This is a genomic window from Candidatus Uabimicrobium amorphum (genome assembly GCF_009002475.1).
In the GTDB taxonomy this organism is placed as follows: domain Bacteria; phylum Planctomycetota; class Uabimicrobiia; order Uabimicrobiales; family Uabimicrobiaceae; genus Uabimicrobium; species Uabimicrobium amorphum.
Genome location: NZ_AP019860.1, coordinates 7,260,715 through 7,281,336 on the forward strand (window position 1 = coordinate 7,260,715; position 20,622 = coordinate 7,281,336).

The following is a 20,622-nucleotide window of genomic DNA, read 5'->3' on the forward strand; positions in this document are numbered from 1 at the left end:
CAGGTGATGTATGGGTTTGGTTTTTGAAAGTGAAGACTTGCTGGAAGCATCTCATTGTGCAAAGCAAGTACCACCTTAATCACACCCGCGATTCCCGCCGCCGCTTCGAGGTGACCAATATTTGTTTTAATTGATCCCATCAGAAACGGATTTTCTCTGCCTTTTTGCAAGACACTCCCAAGAGCATGAACCTCGATCGGGTCTCCCAGGGATGTGCCCGTTCCATGAGCCTCGATGTATTCCACCATGTGAGGCTTTACTTTCGCAGCACGCAATGCCTTTTTAATCACTTTTTCCTGGGACAAACCATTCGGTGCAGTAAACCCACCGCTGCGTCCATCTTGATTGATCGCAGAACCCTTGATTACCGCAAGGATGTTATCGTTATCCGCCAGTGCATCGGAATACTTTTTGAGAATAATCACCCCGCAACCTTCGCCGCGCACATAACCATTGGCACGGGCGTCAAAAGTTTTACAACGACCATCGGCAGCCATCATACGCGCTTTAGAAAAGGTAACCGTCGTCATTGGTGAGAGCATAACATTTACACCACCAGCGATCGCCATAGAACATTCGCCATTGCGCAGACTTTGGCATGCCAAATGCAGTGAAACTAAAGAAGAAGAACACGCCGTATCCACCGATACACTTGGCCCTTGTAAGCCAAACGTATACGATAACCGTCCTGCGGCAGCACTCAGCGCATTTCCCGTACCTAAATAGGCATTGATGCGCTCTGGTTCTTCCGGATGCAAGCAAGTTTGTGCGTATTCATTGCTCGATATTCCAATAAATACACCGGTGTTGCTATTGTTGAGGGCATTCATGTCACAATACGCAGATTCTAGAGCTTCCCACGCAACTTGGAGAAGAATGCGTTGTTGCGGGTCCATATGCATGGCTTCGCGTGGTGCAATCCCAAAAAATTCTGCGTCAAAGCCGGAAATATCCGACATAAAACCGCCATAGCGCGTATACATTTTTCCCGGCGCATCGGGATCTTCATCGAAATATTCCTCAATATCCCAACGATCTTTGGGAACTTCGCTAATGGCGTCTTGATTGTTGGTGAGAGAATTCCATAGTTGCTGCGGGGAATTATTTCCTCCGGGTAAACGACAACTAAGCCCAACTATGGCGATTGGCTCACGTTGGGCGTTTTTTACGCGTTTTAGCTCACCTTGCATTTCCTCTAAAGCAATGAGTGCTTTTTTTATCGGAGATAGTGGTGCTTCTGGTTTTTTTTCACTCGTCATCGTCTTCATCCTCGTTGTTAAACGCACTGAGTTTTTGATTCAAAAGCTCCATTGCCTCATCCTCGGACATTTGTTCCACTTGTTCGGCATGATCTGATTTTTGAGATTCAAGCGGTGTCGTGTCGTCCTGTTCCTGTGCGAACTCAATATCTAAAATATCGTTGGCAATGTAAGAAACGATCAATTCAATTGTGGGATAATTAAATAACATTGTTGCAGGAAGCGTTTTGCCAACGCTCATCTCCAAAGTATTTTTTAGTTCAATGGCCATTAGTGAATCTAAACCCATTTCTTGGAGCGGTTGTGTCGTGTCTAACGCACTAAGACCCAGAATGCTCTCTGCTTTTGTCACCACATAATTACGTAAAAAGTCGTAACGTTGTGTGACAGGCATTTCTTCTAATTCTTTGAGTAACTTACTTTCCTGCTTTTCGTGGTGACTCATTTTCGTTTTCGCGACAGAAACGATCTTTTCAAAAAACGGTTCTTCGGCAAATGTCTGTGCAAATTTTGTCCAATCAATGGGCATCGCGATCACTTGTGGTTGTGTCAAGTGATTGATTGTCTGATACATTTGCCGTCCTTGCTGTGGAGAAATGGTATTAATCCCCATCGTCGACCACACATCTTGCCCACGTTTACTCAAATCAGCGGCCATACCAATTTCTGCCCACGGCCCCCAGTTGATTACCGTCGCGGCCAAACCTTTTTGACGGCGCAAAAATGCCAAGCTATCGAGAAATGCATTTGCCGCAGCGTAGTTACCTTGTCCAGCTGAGCCTAAGGCCGATGCAAGAGACGAAAAATTGACGAAGAAATCGAGAGGCATATTCTCACTGAGTAAGTGTAAATTCCATGCACCATCTACTTTGGGACGTAAAACGCGCGCAAAACTTTCACTAGTTTGTTGCGCAAGCAATTGATCATCGAGAATTCCTGCGGCATGAATAATTCCACGCAACGGTGGGATATTTTCCGCCACTTTTTCCCAAGCGGCAAATAACATTTCTTTATCTGCTACATCTGCGCGCATTATGGTCACTTCTGCACCACTTTGCTCTATTTTCTCGATTTGTTTTACAACCTCGGAAATATCTTCACGCCGTGAAACGAGTACGAGATGCTTGGCCCCGCTCACCGCCAATAGATGCGCAAATTCCAACCCCAAAGCTCCTAGTCCACCACTAATCATATACGATGCGTCGGAGATGTAGGTTTCTTTTTGTTTTTCACACACCACAACTTTTCCGATATGCTTTGCTTGTGCCATATAGCGAAAAGCACTGATGACTTGTTCGCGAGAAAATATTCGATGTGGCAAAGGACAAAGAATTTTTTTATCGAACATCGCCATGATTTGTTGCAACATTTCTTGCAGCAACTGAGGTTTCTTTTCACAAATCTCTGCGAGATCAAAGGCAAAATAGTGAAGTTGTGGTGAAACAGCCGACACTTGTTCATTATTCCAAATATCGGTCTTACCGATCTCTAGAAAGTGGCCGTCTTTTTTGAGAAGCCGCATACTTTTTTCCACGTATTCTCCGGCGAGTGCATTGAGTACGATATCGATTTGTTCTCCAGCCATTTCTTCGGCAAATTTCAAAGAACGCGAATCCATGACGTGTTGCACGCCCAAAGACTTGAGAAAAGAGCGTTTTTCTTCATTACCTGCAGTGGCAAAAATTTCCGCGTTGTAATGTTGGGCAATTTGTACCGCTGCCAATCCCACCCCACCAGCGGCAGAATGAATTAAAACTTTTTGTCCGTCTTTCAACGATGCCAGTTTACATAACCCGTAATAAGCGGTTAAAAAAGTAATCGGTATTGTTGCCGCTTCGTTGTATGTCATGTCCTGTGGCTTTTTGGCCACGAGATGGCGATGTGTATAAGTGCGATTTGCAAAACTACCTGCGGCAATTCCCAAAACCTCATCGCCTATTTGCAAATCGTCAACCTCGCTACCGACACTCACGACACGACCACAGCATTCACCACCGAGTTCTCCCGCATCTCCAGGGTACAAGCCTAGAGCGTTCATAATATCGCGGAAATTAAGTCCGGTAGAGTACACTTCTATTTCAATTTCTCGTTCCTGGAGTGTGCGCTTGTTAAACGACTGATAACTCAGATTATCGATACTACCTTTTGCGTCAATGGAAAGTCGATACGCTTCACTCTGCGGTACAGAAACCAAATCTTTTTCATTGTCTATGGTTGTCAAGCGCGCCACATAGGCACATTCTTCGCGCAATGCAATCTGTTTTTCTTTACTCCACAAAGTACTACAACAGCAAATTTTTTCGATATCCAGGTTGTCCACATCAATCATTTGACAATTGAGCTGCGGATACTCTTGACTAATTACTTTACCCAATCCCCACACGTAGGACGCTTGCACATCGATTTTGTCGTGATCGATGACACATTGTGCGTTTTGAGTTACCAGTGTCAGTTTGTAGGCGTTGTTGTGTTGTGCCATACTTTGCAGTAGTTGTAACAATGTGAGTGCATTTGAGTGTAACGCTTGTGTGTTGTCATGCCACAAATACATCAAATGTGCCTTCGCGGGTACGTGCTCCCATATCCAGTCAATGTCTTGTTGTGGATTACAAAAAATGTTCGCGTCTTGCGTTTTGTTTTCCGAGCTCACAATTACACAGATGCATTCTTCCGTTATTTTTTGTCGCTGTTCTTCACTCTGAACAAAAACGACCAGTGGTCTGTCATCGTTTTCCGAAGTTGTCAGGTCGCGTTGCTGCCAATCAATAAAGAACAGACTCTCATCAACATCGCGGTTGAGGTGTTTTTCCAACATTTGTTGTGAAACGGCTTTGATGGTAAATCCTTCCACAACCGCGACAATTTTGCCTGCTTCTGTCATCAACTGCATATCTCCGCTATATGTTTCACCTGCTGCTCCGTCACGTAATTTAATATGCACCCAGAAGTCGCTTATATTTTCATGAAAAATAGCATAACGTTCTACTGCAACGGGAATGTAAACGTTTTGCGCCGATTGTTCTTCAGCAAAAAGTGCCAAAGAAAAAGCTTGGAAACAGGCGTCAAGAGCGCATGGATTTAAGCAAAACTTTTTAGAGCCATCAACCGTCACACGCGCAACTACCTCACCACGTCCATTGTGTGATAGTTCCGAGAGTAGATTGAATGCTGGTCCATAGTCAAACCCCAGTTTTCCTAAAAATGCGTATAGCTCTTCGCAAGGCATTTTGATATGGCAATCATTGCGAATCGTCTGCAAATTGGCGGTTTGTTGCTCTTTTGGCTGTGCACATCGCGCCACAGCGTGTAGTTGCCACTGTTTTTCGTCTTCACTACTATACACTTCCCACGACTCACTTTGCGGAGAAAAGATCATTTGCAGAGAACGTTCATTTTCCAAAATGAGAGGTTCTAGAATTTGTAGGTCTTTGATGGCCAACGGTTTTTCGATATGCTTTTGCGCCGCACACATCATTTCCGCGTATGCAGCCCCGGGAAGTACTTTCCAACCGTAAACTTTGTGATCCTCTACTTCAGGCCACAAAGACGTCCCTATTTGCGATTGAAAAATCGTGTTAGAAATGGTTGGTGAAGTAAATTTACTCTGCAACAGTGGATGAATTGTTCCACGCTGCGCAGCAATATTACGTGTAGGCTGTTGAACCCAATAACGTTGCTGGGTAAAAGGGTACGTTGGCAAATGCGTTGTATAGCGCACATAGTCGCGATCGAAACCACGCCAGTCGACTTCTAGCCCTTGCACATACATTTGCGCAATACTCGCGGTGATTTGCTGCCAATCCGATTTATTTTTGCGTAGGGATGGTAACCATAAAAGGTCTTTGGCTTTAATGCACGAACGTCCCATACTCAACAATATAGGGGTCGGTCCTACCTCAACAAGGACATTGCATTTTTGTTCTTGCAGCGTTTCCATACTTTTTGCGAAATTCACCGCTTCACGAATGTGTTTTGTCCAGTAGACACCGTTGGATATGGTCTCGGCCTCGGCAATTTCACCGGTTACGTTGGATACAATGGCAATTTCGGGAAATGCATAGTTGATATTATTGGCGACAGAGGAGAATTCGTCGAGAATGGAATCCATGAGCCGTGAATGGAACGCATGAGAAACTTGCAAAACCTGATAGCGAATTTTTTCTTCGTCTAGTTTTTGTTGCAAGTTTTGTAACTGCTCTTTTTCACCGGAAACCACGGTGCTTTTTGGTCCATTGATCGCCGCGACATCCACCGCGAAGGGTTTCAATAGCTCCGCCACTTGCTCTTTCGTGGCATAAATAGACACCATTCCCCCATTTTGCGGAAGTGCATTCATCAGCTGCGCGCGTTTGGCAATCAACTTCAGTCCACTTTGCAGGTCAAAAATTTTGGCAACACACGCCGCAGTGTATTCTCCCACACTATGTCCTAAAACCATATGTGGCTCTACTCCCCAAGAAATCCACATTTGTGCCAGAGAGTACTCAATGCAAAACAGCGCTGGTTGCGTGTATTTTGTGTGGTGAATGAGTTGTTGTTTCTCCTCATCATCTCCGTAGAGAATATTGAGAAGCGATTCGCCTATTTCTTCTTGTAAAATTGCATCGCATTTGTCCATATAACGCCGGAAAACGGGGCAAGAGTTGTATAGTTCTTTTCCCATGTCTGGATATTGAGAACCTTGTCCAGTGAAGAGAAAAGCCACTTTGTTATCTCTTGCGGATACCTTTCCCGAAAACTTCATCGGCTCTTTGGCGATAAATTTAGAAAGTTGCTGCACTAATTCCTGTTTGTCCGTGGCGGCAATTGCTAAACGATGCGAAAAATGGCCTTTTCCTGTATTTGTTGTATAACAGTAGTCTGCTAGACTTGACGATGTTTGCTGTAGGTCCTTGTGTATTTTTTCGGCAAAAACACTGAGGTTTTGCTCTTTTTTTGCCGATAGACTAAGAACATGAAAACTGCGGTCCACTTCATTGTCATCTTTTGGTAACTGTGGAGCTTCGCCAATAACCACGTGAGCATTGGTACCGATAAATGCAAAAGAGCTTACTCCGGCAAATCGCGGCTTTTCTCCTCTGGGCCACGCTTGTCCTTCTTTGGCGACTTCAATCGCAATATCATTCCATGGAATATAGGGAGACGGATTATTAAAGTGTAAGTGTTGTGGTATCCTTTCATTGTACAAACTTAAGACAACTTTAATCACCCCAGCGATTCCCGCCGCAGCCTCTAGGTGACCTATATTTGTCTTGGCAGAGCCAACAATCAGCTCTTTTCCACCTTTGTTGCGCAGCGCGTTGGCCAGTGCTTGAATTTCAATGGGATCTCCCAGCGAAGTACCTGTTCCGTGAGCCTCGACATAATCGATGTCTTGTGGTTGTAATCCCGCATTTTCCAGCGCTTCCAATATCACGGCCTCTTGTGAGGGGCCGTTGGGGGCGGTAAGTCCACCACTTGCGCCGTCTTGGTTTACCGCAGAGCCTTGGATCACAGCGAGAATTTTGTCGCGGTCCTTCTGCGCTTGAGATAAACGTTTTAAGACAATCGCTCCGCAGCCTTCACCGCGTACATAACCATCGGCAGCAGCGTCAAATGTCTTACAACGGCCATCGGGAGCCATCATTCGCGCTTTACAAAAATTGATGGTAGTAAACGGAACCAGCGTCAAGTTCACACCGCCAACAAGTGCCAAATCGCATTCTTTATTTCGCAAACTCTGACAAGCGAGGTGTAGTGCAACTAGTGAAGAAGAACAGGCTGTGTCTACCGCGAAGCTCGGACCTTGAAGACCTAATAAATAAGAAAGACGTCCAGGAATCGCACTATGGGAGTTCCCCGTTCCAAAATAAGCGTCGATCGTATCCGAGTCGTGCCCCCCGAAAAAATAATGTGAGTAGTCATTGGTGCTTGCTCCGACAAAAACTCCCGTGCGACTTTTGCGCAATCGTGGTGAAATTTGCCGTGCATTTTCCAAAGCTTCCCAACTCACTTGCAAAAACAGACGATGTTGCGGATCCATACTCACGGCTTCACGTGGCGAAATGCCAAAGAACTGCGCATCAAAACTGTCTACATTGTGCACAAAACCACCGTATTTTGTGTACATTTTTCCAGGAACGTCGGGATCTGGATCATAATAACTGTCTATATCCCAACGCTCTTTGGGAACAACACTTATCGCATCGATTCCATTTTGCAAAACATTCCAGTATTCACCACAATTATTACTTCCGGGAAAACGACAACTCATACCAATAATGGCAATCGGTTCATTTTTCTCTGTCTCTAATTCCTTGACGCGCTCTTTTAGTTTCTTTAGTGCCAATAGCATTTTTTTTGAAGCGGCTAACTGCTGATCTTTGCCATTACTCATTATCTTCATCCTCAATTAAATTGTCTATTTCGTCTAGTTCTTGTTCAATGAGTTTGTCAAGTTCGTCCTGTGTTAAATCCCCCAACTCTTCTTGTGGTTCTTCTTTTTCTTCTTGTTGTTCTTTGGTTTGTTCTTCGTCCCAATCTAGTACTTCTTTCCCTAAGTAATCCACAATTGCAGAGATTGTCGGATAATCAAACAGTAATGTCACCGGTAAATCTTTGCCGATGCTTGCCGACAAGGTATTCTTTAGTTCTAGTGCCATCAACGAGTCCAGACCTAATTCCTGAATAGGTTGATGTATGTTGAGAGAGAAAGAAGCGTCCAAACCGAGAATTTGTATCGCTTGTTCTTTTATATGATTTACCAATATTTCGCGTGCACGTTTTTTTGGTAAGCCGTGCAATTGTTGCACAATCGATTCCGCCTGTTTCTTGGATTTTTCGCGAACTTCTGTAGATTTTTTGTTGAGTTTTTCCTCTACAGAGCGTAGCAACGATGGCATATTGTGCGCAAAAAGTGGCAAAAATTTCGACCAGTTTACCGGTAGCACCGCCACCTGCGATTCAATAGAACGCAATAATTCGAGAAATATTTTGCTACCGTTTTCCGGATTGATCGTATCGAGTCCCCATGCTTGGCTATTTTGTTTACTACTCGCTGCCATACCAATTTCTGCCCACGGTCCCCAGTTGATACTCAATGTGGGTTGATTTGCTTGTGAGCGGTAGTATGCTAAATGATCGAGAAATGCATTGGCAGCTGCGTAACTCGATTGTCCTGGAGATCCGACCAATGAAGCCAGAGAAGAGAACAATATACAAAAATCTAGTGGTATATTTTCCGTCAGTTTGTGCAAGTTCCATGCTCCGTGAACCTTTGGTGCCATGACTTTGGCAAATCGCTCAGATGTTTGTTGCGATATCACTCCATCATCGAGAACACCCGCGGCATGGATCACTCCACAAAGCGGTGGTAGCCCTGCAAGCGTTTCGTGAAATACCTTTGTGAGTGCCGCTTCATCGGCAACATCTACTTCGGCAGTGACAAAGCTCACCCCTTGCTCTTCGAGTATTTGCATTTCCTGTGAAATTTCTGGTCGTGGAGCAGAACGTCCCAACAACACGAAATTACGCGCTCCTTCGTACGCCATGGTTTTTACAATCTCAAACCCTAGCGCCCCAAGACCACCCGTCACCATGTATGTACCATCTGGGCGAATAGGGTTGTAATCCTGCGAAAGTACAATTTTCCCCATGTGTTTCGCTTGGGCCATATAACGAAAAGCGAGTACGGCCTCTTGGTATTCAAAAATTTTATGATGCAACGGTTGCAATTCCCCTTGGGCAAAAAGTTCCATTACTTCATCGAACATATCTTGTACAAAGAGCGGTTCGTCACGGCATACGTCTCCTAGGTCGAAAGCAATATATTTGATGTCAGATCTAAAGTCGGTCACTTGCTGCTGTGACCAGATCTCCACTTTTCCAATTTCGAGAAACACTCCTTCAGGAGCCATTAACTCCATACTACGCGGTATATATTCGCCAGCAAGTGAGTTGAGAACGATATTCATTCCGCGACCATCATTGTCGATCATTTCGCGCATTTGCTGTGCGAAATCCATCGAACGCGAATCCATAACGTGGTGCACACCGAGAGAACGCAAATATTCTCTCTTCTTCACACTACCCGCAGTAGCGAATATCTCTGCCCCAGCACGACGTGCGATTTGTACCGCCGCTAGTCCAACACCTCCTGCGGCAGAATGAATGAGTACACGGTCACCTTTACGTATCTTTGTCAGATGGTAAAACCCATAGTACACAGTTAAAAATGTGATGGGGATCGTCGCCGCTCCCGCAAATGTCATGTCTTTTGGCTTTTTGGCCACAAGCGACTGGTGAGCATTCACAAATTTACCAAAACTTCCTGCGGCGATAGCGAGTACTTCGTCTCCCTCGCTAAAACGCGTTACATTTTCTCCTACGCCAACAACTGTTCCGGAACACTCCGCCCCCAGAAGTCCAGGATCTCCAGGATACATTCCCAAAACATTCATGACATCGCGAAAATTGAGTCCAGTAGAGGAAATTTCTATTTCGACAAATTCTCCCTGCGGTTCTACGCGTTTAGCTTCGACAAATTGCAGGTTTTGTAACACTCCGCGCTCTTCGATATGTAAATTGTATGACTCTGAAGGAGGCAATGCCAAACGTTGTTTTTTCACCATCAATTTATCGTATTGTTGCAGACGAGGAGCGTACGCTGTATTTTTGCGCAACGCAACGTTTGTTTCTGGGCGATCACTCTTTATTTCCTCTGCGATACGCTGTGTTTGTTCTTCTACTTCTATGTGATCCATATCAATGCAACGACATTTGAGTTTGGGATATTCCATCGCGATGACTTTGGCCATTCCCGCCACTGTAGCGTGCGATAATAAATGAATATCAGCCTCTTCGGCGTTTATGTTATGTGCTCCCTGAGTGACGAGTACTAATTCGCAATCGTTGGCAATACCTTTTTCATCGAGAATATGCAGCAAAGAAAGAAGACTATTGTAATTATTTTGCTCCACGGCATTGTTTGTATCATAAAAGTAGATAAAAGAACGTTGTTCGCTGAAAACATTATCCCATAACCACTGTGCATGTTCTTTATTCGTTACATCTGCGTAGTAATGTTCACCGCGTTTTTGTTGATCGTCATGCAAAACCACAAGCTGATTGTCTTGTCCCTGAGAAAGCATTTTTTCTCCCCAAGCAGCGTTATTAGTAATCACAGTGTGGTTATGAAAAACATTTGTAGAGGCTTCACTACTCACTTCTTGCCAGTTTAACCCATAGAGATATTGCTGTATCTTAGCACGGCTTTGCTGTAAAATCTCGCGATTGGTGCGACGGAATTGAAAATTGACAATTTCGCCGACACATTGTCCATCTTCATTGTAAAACTTAATGTCACCTGCCAAGGTCTCGGCATTGTCGCTAACGTTTTTCGGTAGTGCATGGCACCACACATTACTTACTCCATAAGAATACAAACTGAATCTTTCTAGACCAATGGGCACGAAGATGTCATTTTCATTCACTTCTTTATCCATTAAGCATGCAGAAAAACTCTGAAATCCCCCGTCTAATAACGACGGATGAATGTAATAATTTTGTATCTGCGGTAGTAAATTCTCCGGTAAGTGTAGTTTGGTAAATACCTCTTTTTCATTGTAATACAGCGTATCGATGCTCTGAAAATTTGGTCCGTATTGTAGGCCTTGGTTGTGTAACTTCTCGTAGCAATCTTTTCCTGAAATCGAGTCCAAACAACGCGCTTGTATTTGTGAGACATCAGTGCTGTCTGCAATTTCATTGATTTCTGAAACGATTTTGATTTTACCCGAGACATGTTGACGAATGGAATCAATATCGCGACGGTCCTCCACACTTGAGAAAACAAAACTCGCTTCTTGGGAACTGAGTTTGGAAATCACAATTTGTGTGTAGTATACTTTGTCACTTTCCATGATGAGTGGTTCATAAATCGCTACGTCATAAAGCTCGTGAAGACCATGACCAAATACTTTTACCGCAGCGGCCATAACATCCTCAAGATACGCTGCTCCTGGATAGACAACTAAACCGTAAAGTTGATGGTCTTTGATTGTTGGACGGTTGTTTAAATCGAGTATCGCCTCAAATACCACATTCTGCATGAATGGTAGACTGTCTTTTTGATCGATCCAGTAGCGTTTGCGGTCAAAAGAGTATGTAGGCAAAGACATACGCTGGCGTTTATATCCGCGGTCAAAGCCTGCCCAATCGATGTCAATACCGTTTACATACAGATCTTTTACACTCGAAAGGGCTTGTTCCCAATCATTTTTTCCTTTACGTAGCGAAGGCAACCATAGACCTTTGTGATTAGGAACACAGCCGCGCCCCATGGCCAACAACGTTGCCGAAGGCCCTACTTCTAAAAATACTTCAAAGCCTAAAGAGTCTAATGTTTTAATCGAGCTGCGAAATTGTACAGCACTGCGGATGTGTTCGCACCAATAATCGGCACTTGTCATCTCATCGATTTTTGCTTCTTTACCACTTAAATTAGATATAATCGTAATTTCAGGCGCATGGTACTCAATCGAGTTTGCGCATTCTTTAAAAGCATCGAGCATTGGTTCCATAAGCGGTGAATGGAAAGCATGGGAAACCGCCAAGTATTGTGATTTAATCTCTTTGGTGTTCAATACAGTAACGATATCTTCGAGAACTTTCTTATCTCCCGAAAGAACGAGGTTCTTTGGTCCATTGATCGCCGCAATATCTATTTTGTCTAGCTTTTCTTTAATTTCATCCCAAATTTCATCGCGATCAGCACGCACAGCAACCATCGTACCGTTTTCCGGAAGTTCTTGCATCAAACGCGCACGGTGAACAATTAGGCGCAAACCATCTTCTAGAGAAAATATTCCCGCAAGACATGCCGCGACATACTCACCAATGCTATGTCCCATAACTGCATCGGGACGTATCCCCCACGATTCCCAGAGTTTTGCTAGCGAATACTCTACGCAAAAAAGAGCGGGCTGTGTATATAACGTTTGGTTAAGAAGAGGAGCTTTTTCTTCGCTAAACAATACATCGAGTAGTGTTTCGGGAAGAAATTCTTTGAGAATCGCATTGCACTTGTCGAGAGTTTCGCTGAACTTCGGACATGTTTCGTACAAAGTTTTGCCCATTCCGGTGTACTGTGAGCCTTGACCAGTAAATAAAAACACAGTTTTCTTCTTTGGCGCGTATGTACTGTCGTCTTCGTCAATTTTTTGTTGCTGAAGTTTTTGTAAAATCTGCGCTGTACTATCTCCGACAACGGCAATGCGTTTTTCAAAATGTGAACGCCCAGCATTTGTCGTAAAGCACAAATTTTCTACCTTTGGGTCATTTTCGGAAAGGTAGTCAATATATTTTGCGACAATATCTTTTAAGCTATACGTCGTTTTACCGGAAAGACATAAAATATGCAGTGGCCTTTCCTGAGAGTTTTTTGGTTCTTCTGTTTTCTCGGGAGCGGCAACGACAACATGGGCGTTGGTACCACTGAGTCCGAAAGAACTCACAGCCGCAACCATATTTTTCTTTGGCCACGGACTCAACTCCGTGGGGATATGAATCGGTATCGAATCCCATGGAATGCGACTATTGGGTTGCGAAAAGTGCAAGTGTGCAGGTATTTTCTTATGCTGCAAGGCCAATACTACTTTAATGAAACCAGCGATACCCGCCGCATTTTCGAGGTGCCCAATGTTAGTTTTTACCGATCCAACAGCAATCAAGTCCTCACGGGAGCGATTTTGCCCCAATACGTTTGCCAACGCTTTAATTTCAATGGGATCTCCAAGTGGTGTCCCTGTACCGTGCGCTTCTACATAGCTCACTTCTTTAGGATGAATCTTACCACTATCTAGCGCTTGTTTTATCAGATTTTGCTGGGCAATACCGTTGGGAACAGTTAGTCCACTACTCGGTCCATCGTGATTTACCGCCGAACCGCGAATCACCGCCATGATATTATCTCCATCGCGCACTGCATCAGAGTGTCTTTTTAGGACAACCATACCACACCCCTCACCACGCATGTAGCCATTGGCGCTATCATCAAACGTTTTGCAACGTCCGTCCGGAGACAAGGCTTTTACTTTAGAGAGATAAATACTTGCATGTGGTGCAATAATAAGGTTCACTCCCCCGGCAACCGCCATATCGCTTTCTCGCAAGCGCAAACTTTGGCAGGCCAGATGCAGAGTAACTAACGAAGAAGAACACGCGGTATCCACAGCGATACTCGGTCCTTGCAGCCCCAGTACATAAGAAATACGCCCTGCCGCCACGCAAAAAGCGAGACCTGTACCCACATATGGGTCAACTTCAACAATATTTAGTATTTGTTGAAAGTAGTCACTACTACCAATACCAACGTATATACCCGTGGTAGTATTGGCTAGACTTTTTGGTGAATAACCTGCTTTTTCCAGTGCCTCCCACGCCACTTCAAGTAAAAGTCTTTGCTGGGGATCCATGGTAATAACTTCGCGAGGAGCGATTCCAAAAAACTCGGGATCAAACATATCTATTTTGTCGAGAAAACTACCATGACGCGTGTACATACGGTCCGATGCCTGAGGAGACTCATCATAGTATTCGTCTACATCCCAACGATCTGGGGGAACTTCACAGCGCACTTCCTGTGAATTGGCAAGCACATCCCAAAATTCTTCGGGTGTATCACTACCGGGAAAACGACAACCGATACCAATCACGGCGATCGGCTCGTCGACATTGCCATCGGAATGCACTTCAACAACGTCCACTTGTTTTTTGGTATCATCGGCAAAGCATTCTCTTATTACATATCGTGCAATATCACCTATTGTCGAATAATCAAATGCCATCGTAGAGGAAAACGACTGACCAAACGATGATTCCAGTTTGCCTTGCAGTTCCACGGCCATCAGGGAATCCATTCCCATTTCAAAAAGTCCTTGGTCAGGAGTAATGCTTTCCTTACTCTTAAGTCCCATAATTTTGGCGATTTCGGTACGCATATATTCAATGAGAACATTCTCTCTTTGTTTACGTGGGGTCTCGCGTATCGTTTTGATCAAGTCGTTTTCTGGTGCTCGCGACTCTGTCAATTCTAAATCAGGAAGTAATTTTCCTAAAAAACGCCCATTTACTTCGCGAAAACGGTTTCCCAACTTTTCCCACTCAATGTCAAAAACACCTAGCTTACCACGCACGGTTTTAATCACGTCGAGTAACTGTACACCCGTTTCTGGATTTAAGTACTTTAATTCAGGTGCTGTTTCGCGGTGTTTCTTTTCTAAATCCGCCGCCATACCTATTTCAGACCATGGTCCCCAATGCACACTAACCCCTGGTAATGATCTTGCTTCACGATAATTCGCCACGGCATCGAGAAATGAATTGGCCGCTGCATAATTTACTTGCCCAAGCGAACCGAGCAGTGAAGAGATAGAGGAAAACAACACAAAAAAGTCAAGAGGCATACTTTTTGTTGCCTCGTGCAAATTCCATGTCCCATCGACTTTGGCCTTAGATACTTGCTCAAAACTTTCCCAAGTTTGTTTTATGATGAAATTATCTTCGAGGACACCTGCGGCGTGAAAAACGCCTTTAAAAGAAAGTGGACCGTCTTCGATTTGTGCAAAAATTTTGTCACAATCCTCTTTTTTTGATATATCACCTTGTATAAAAGTGACGGCGGTATTTTCACTACGCAACGCGTCTAGTATTTTTTGAATATTTTCGTCCATAGGACGGCGGCTCGTTAAGTAAATGTGGCCCGCGCCTTTTTTCGCCATCCACTTTGCCACTTTGTGTCCTAATCCCCCAAGGCCTCCGGTAATCAAATAGCTAGAGGAAGAACTGATGCTGCCTTCGGAGTCTTTGTCTCCATCGAAGGCAGTGAGTCGCGCAATGTAGCGCTCGTGATTGCGAATTGCGATGTGTTTCTCTTCGTCACTGTATAAAATTTCTTTGCTCAAAAGTTCTGCTTCGTGTTGATCAACAGCGGTGTCCATGTCGAGCTTGGCAATCCACAGTTTAGGATTTTCGAGTGACGCCACCTGGGCCATGGCCCACATCGCGGCTTGTCCGGGGAATACTTCCACATTACCTTCCACAAACTTCGCCCCGCGTGTCACAAGCCATAAACATTGTGGTTGATTGCGTAGCTTTTGTAGTGCCTGCAACAAATACAAAAAGTTCTGACTGTGTTTATAGTAAACTTCTGTCGGATGCTCTTCACGTAACGATGCCAAAGGCCACAAATATATAATGCTATATTTTTTCTGGTGAGCAACGTCACGGAGTAAAAACTCTATACTTTCCAGCGAATTCTCGGCAACGTGGTACAAATGTTCGTCCACTTTTTTGTATGTTTGTCCCTTTACGACAAGAGTAACCACGTGGTTGGGCATAGACTCCGCGATCGTTTTGCCATACTCCTCATCGTGGGCAAATATCAATAAATGGCTATCGATTATTTTACTATTCACTTGTAGGTATTTATTTTCGCGATGTTCCCATTTGGTTTCATACAAGAACTGCGTTAAATTCTTACTGCCGTAGCTCACGGTTTTTTCACGTATTTTCTCTTCATCGACCCAAAATCTTTCACGTTGGAAAGGATAGAGAGGTAAGTCCACCCAGTTGTATTGTTGGGCCGGGTACAGCTCTTCCCAACAAATATCAAATCCGTTGACATATAAGTGTGCCACGGTTGTGAGTATTTCATTGTCGTTACCACTGCGTAAAGACGGTAAAAATTGCGTCTGCTGACGATTGACACAACGTTTTGCTAAACTAATCAGTGATGGCTGCGGACCAATCTCCATCAGAATTTTGTTTTTCTCTTTTTCCACTACCTGAATGCCGTCAAAGAATCTTACTGGTTCACGTAGATGTTTTACCCAATATTCCGGAGAGGTAATTAAATGCTTCTCCATTTTTCCTGTTAAATTGGAAATGAAATTTATTTTGGGATTTTCCAAAGTAATATTAGTGAAAAGCTTTTGAAATTCTTCGGCAATCGGGTCCATTAGATAGGAGTGAAACGCATGCGAAACATTCAGTTTTTTACAGTGAATGTTATTTTCTTCTAAGAGAGGTATGCACTTATCAATGTCCTCAATCAAACCCGCCATAACAACTTGTTGTTGCGCATTAACGGCGGCAACATCTAATTTGTAATCACTCAATAAATCGACGACGGTCTTTTCTTCTGCAAAGACCGCTATCATACCACCACCAGCAGGTAAGGATTGCATCAAACGTCCGCGCGCTTCGATTAAGCACAAAGCGTCGTCGATATTCATCACTCCGGCAATACACGCCGCAACATATTCTCCAATGCTGTGACCAAGAACATAATCGGGTTTTATACCCCATCGCAACCATAGTTTGGCGAGAGCGTATTCTATCGAGAACAACGCAGGTTGTGTATACTGAGTCTGGTGGATCAACTCGCTATCTGTTTCGCCAAAGATCACGTCTAGCAGTTTTGTTTCCAGCTTTAAGCGGGCTTGACAATATTCCAAGTCGGCGCGAAATGAGGGCTCTGTTTCATAAAGATGGCGCGCCATCTTTTTATACTGAGATCCTTGCCCGGTAAACATCCACACTATTTTAGGTTTTTTTCGCTTACATTTATTGGCAATTTGTTCCTCAACACCATCGGTCAGTTGTTCGCAAATATCGACCAAGCTGTCACCGACCACCACCAAACGATGGGGAAAATGACCACGTCCGGTGTTGGCAGAAAAACAAATGTTACCTAGTGCATCATTTGATTGAGAATACAAAGCAACACAGTAATCTTCCATCATTTGCTGCAACGCTTCTTCACTATGTGCCGATAGACGCAACAGGTGCGTTTTGCGATTTGGCGTCTGTTTTTGTTGCGCAACGCGATTATTTTGTAGTATGGCGTGTACGTTTGTTCCACCAAAAGAGAAAGAACTAAGTCCCGCTAGTTTATCTTCGTTCTTCCATGGCTCCATTTTTGTTTGCACTTCTAGACATATTTCGTCCCAACGAATATATTTATTGGGGTCATTGAAATGCAAGTTCGGCGGAATTTCCCCATGATGTATTGTGAGAGCGGTTTTTATAAGACCCGCTACCCCTGCTGCCGATTCTAAATGACCTATATTACTTTTCACTGATCCCACACGGCACTTGTCTGTACGATCTTTACTTAAAGCATTATTTAGAGCTTGTACTTCGATGGGGTCTCCTAAGAGAGTTCCCGTTCCGTGAGCTTCTACATATTGGATCTCGTGCGCACGAACACCTGCATTTTTTTGCGCTGCGGCAATCACTTTTTCTTGGGACAATCCATTCGGGGCCATAATGCCATTTGTCAAGCCGTCGTTATTGATCGCACTACCTCTTATGACTGCGTAAATCTTATCGTTATCGATAATCGCTTGTGAGAGTGGCTTGAGAATAACAACTCCCGCTCCTTCTGATCGTGTATAGCCATCGGCTTTCGCATCAAAAGTCTTACAACGTCCATCTTTCGCCAAGGCTTTTGCCTGACAAAAATTAATTGTTGGCTCAGGAGAAATAATGAGGTTCACGCCACCGGCGACCGCCATATCGCAAGTTTTGTTACGTAAATTTTCACACGCCATATGTGTCGCCACCAAAGATGAAGAACATGCTGTGTCGATAGCGATACTTGGCCCCTGCAAGTCAAAAGTGTATGAAATGCGGTTTGCTGCAATACTAAGAGAGCTTCCCACCCCCATATAGTGGTTGATATAGTCGAGATTTTGTATTTGCAAACGTCCATAGTCCCAACCAGAGATACCAATAAAAACACCTGTATTTCTATATTGGCGGCTACTTGCGGCAATACCAGCGTCTTCAAATGCATTCCATGTAACTTCAAGTAGTAGTCGTTGTTGTGGATCAATATGGATTGCTTCACGTGGAGCAACTTTAAAAAACTTGGCATCAAATAAATCGATGCCTTTGATAAATCCACCACAACGCGTATACATTTTTCCAGGTGTGCCCGGCGTCGAATCATACAAAGCGTCTATGTCCCAACGTTCTTTGGGAATTTCACAAATGGCATCACCTTGGTTACGTAAAAGATGCCAAAATTCTCTTATATTGTTAGCTTTAGGAAAACGGCAAGCCATTCCTATAATGGCTATGTGATTTTCGGTATTGTGTGTTGTCACTGTTTTTCCTCAGATAGGTATTGTGCCATTTCTTGAATGGTAGGATAATCAAAAACCAATGTAGGAGAAAGTCGCGTATTGAGCCACTCTTCTAATTCTCCAGATAAACCAAGGGCCTCTGCGGAACTGACACCGTAATTGGCAAATGGTTCTTCTATGTCAATATTATCGGGATCGACTTCCATAATTTCTGCGACTTTTTTTACCAACCATTCTTCGATATCTTCTTTCGTGTATCTCTCTCTATCCATGAATTATCCTTTTTCCATTTATACTCTGAACTCCTTACCCCTTTTATATACGAGGTAATTTCCCTTTTAAATAATTCTCTTTGCAAACGCTGCGTTGTATTTTCCCACTGGAAGTTTTACTAATGGTTCGCGGAGGTAAAAGCACAATATCCTTCACCGCAAGTTGGTGATTTTCATTAATAGCACGCCGTATTTTCTTGCTCACGTCATCCACAGGATACTTGTCTTTATCTTTGGATAAGATACTCTTCAAGCGACCAGTATCTGCAAGTACATCCTTAACTTCTAACACCACAATGAGTTTTTCTTCGACATCCACCATACATGAAAAAGCGGCCACGCATCCTTTGCGTACCGCGGGATGACACAACTCTATTGTCTTTTCAATATCTTGAGGGTAATAGTTGCATCCGCCTATAATGATAAGGTCTTTGCGACGTCCAGTGACATATAGATGCCCTTCGTGTAAAAACCCTAGGTCTCCCGTGCGCAAAAACTGTTCATCCCCTTGCCAGTTGAGTGGTTGTACTTGACAAACCTCTTCATTGACTTGTGGTTTGTTCCAATACCCCCTTGATATACTTGGACCAGACAACCACACTTCACCAATCACTCTCTCTTCACAAAGTTCTTTTGTGTCGGGATTCACGATGATCATTTTTTGTTCTCTTTGTGTTACTCCACAACTCACCAAAGGAGTACTATTTTTATCTTCGGAATTGCATGGTGTAACTCCGTTAGAAAGTAAATCCTCTTTGTTAAAGTAGGATATTTTAGGTTCTTCATTGTGCTTAATACCACTGGCAATCAAACTTGCCTCCGCGAGACCATAACAGGGGAGAAATGATGTTTTGCGAAAACCACATTCCTTAAAAGCCTCGTAGAACTGATCGAGAGTACTCTTTTGAATAACTTCTGCGCCATTCGCGGCCACATACCATGAACTTAAGTCTAATTCCTTTTTTTGTTCTGGCTTTACTTTGCGCACACACAAATCGTAAGCAAAATTCGGTGCGCAACTCGTCGTCCCTTTGTGCTTCGATATTGCTTGCAGCCAACGCAAGGGCTTTTGCAGAAAATGCAGTGGCGACATGAAGACACAGTGGTTACCTTGGTATATTGGCTGAAGTATTTTGCCAATAAGTCCCATGTCGTGATATAGAGGTAGCCAACTCACCACCACCGAACATGGTCCAAAATATTCGGCAATGAATTTCTCATTGTGCATTAAGTTACCATGTGTAAGAGTTACTCCTTTGGGATCTCCCGTGGAGCCGGACGTATACTGCAAAAAAGCGATATTTTCTTCGGAGATGTTTGGATTTTGCCATTCTTGGTGCAGAGTTTGGTCCATACTGTCCGTCGGAACCCATTCGATATTTTTCATATCGACATTTGGAAAATCAAAGCGCGAAGAAATTTTCTTCCCTAATTTTCCTAAAATAGGTATGTTACCTATAGATTGAGCAAGAGCTATTTTTTTAAAAAAGGATAACACCTGAGACGACGTCAAAATCATAGAACATTGCGCATCGTCTAGTATTGTTTGTAGTCGCGGTAGTGTTTTACGCAGTCGCATGGGATCAGGAGGATACGCAGGAATGGCCACAGTGCCGGCATAAAGACAGCCGAAAAAAGCCACAATATATTCAATACAAGACGGATACAAGAGAAGAACGTGCTTACCCGTCATTTGTGATTTTTGCAAAAAAGCGGCTACCGCTCTCGCTTGCCTGTCTAATTCTCCATAGGTGATGTCAACCACATCATCTTCACCATCACGTAAAAACTTAAACACTAATTTTTCAGGGTGTAGTGAACCTCTCTTGCAAAGTAAATCTACTAAATTTGTTACTTGCAATACACTATTTTCCATTGAGTTATGAGCTCCTCAAAAATGCTCTTATTGTTGTTTTTTCTAGTTTGTAGGATAATTGTACAGTAATTCACAAACACCTTCAA

At 43.7% G+C, this 20,622-nt stretch carries 5 protein-coding genes (1 of these 5 only partly in view); all 5 read right to left on the reverse strand.

Features of this window, described 5'->3' with window-relative positions:
- Tightly spaced (at most 43 nt apart), the 5 genes in view from UABAM_RS25340 to UABAM_RS25360 form a layout consistent with a single transcriptional unit that may run on beyond the window.
- Window positions 1-1,259, reverse strand: partial view of a type I polyketide synthase gene (locus tag UABAM_RS25340; RefSeq protein WP_173013570.1) — the start only. The gene continues 17,485 nt to the left of window position 1, outside the view; only the first 1,259 of its 18,744 coding nucleotides appear in the window; it begins with the start codon at window positions 1,257-1,259; the stop codon falls past the left edge of the window.
- On the reverse strand, window positions 1,249-7,635 hold the full coding sequence (locus tag UABAM_RS25345) for a type I polyketide synthase (RefSeq protein WP_229759306.1): 6,387 nt from the start codon (window positions 7,633-7,635) through the stop codon (window positions 1,249-1,251). The genes UABAM_RS25340 and UABAM_RS25345 overlap by 11 nt, the downstream gene beginning before the upstream one ends.
- Window positions 7,628-18,409, reverse strand: coding sequence for a type I polyketide synthase (locus tag UABAM_RS25350; RefSeq protein ID WP_151970796.1), 10,782 nt, complete (start codon window positions 18,407-18,409; stop codon window positions 7,628-7,630). The genes UABAM_RS25345 and UABAM_RS25350 overlap by 8 nt, the downstream gene beginning before the upstream one ends.
- Entirely contained in the window at window positions 18,406-18,660 is a 255-nt protein-coding gene (locus UABAM_RS25355; RefSeq protein ID WP_151970797.1) for an acyl carrier protein, read from the reverse strand. Before UABAM_RS25355 ends, UABAM_RS25350 begins: the two co-directional genes overlap by 4 nt.
- Before the next feature lie 43 nt (window positions 18,661-18,703).
- A complete protein-coding gene (locus UABAM_RS25360) occupies window positions 18,704-20,536 on the reverse strand; it encodes a fatty acyl-AMP ligase (RefSeq protein ID WP_151970798.1) in 1,833 nt (610 codons plus the stop codon).
- Window positions 20,537-20,622: the final 86 nt, after the last annotated feature.

What these genes read in the sequence shown, in the direction of transcription:
- UABAM_RS25345 (WP_229759306.1), bottom strand. Translation starts at nt 7,635, where the DNA reads ATGAGTAATGGCAAAGATCAGCAGTTAGCCGCTTCAAAAAAAATGCTA.
- UABAM_RS25355 (WP_151970797.1), bottom strand. Translation starts at nt 18,660, where the DNA reads ATGGATAGAGAGAGATACACGAAAGAAGATATCGAAGAATGGTTGGTA.
- UABAM_RS25360 (WP_151970798.1), bottom strand. Translation starts at nt 20,536, where the DNA reads ATGGAAAATAGTGTATTGCAAGTAACAAATTTAGTAGATTTACTTTGC.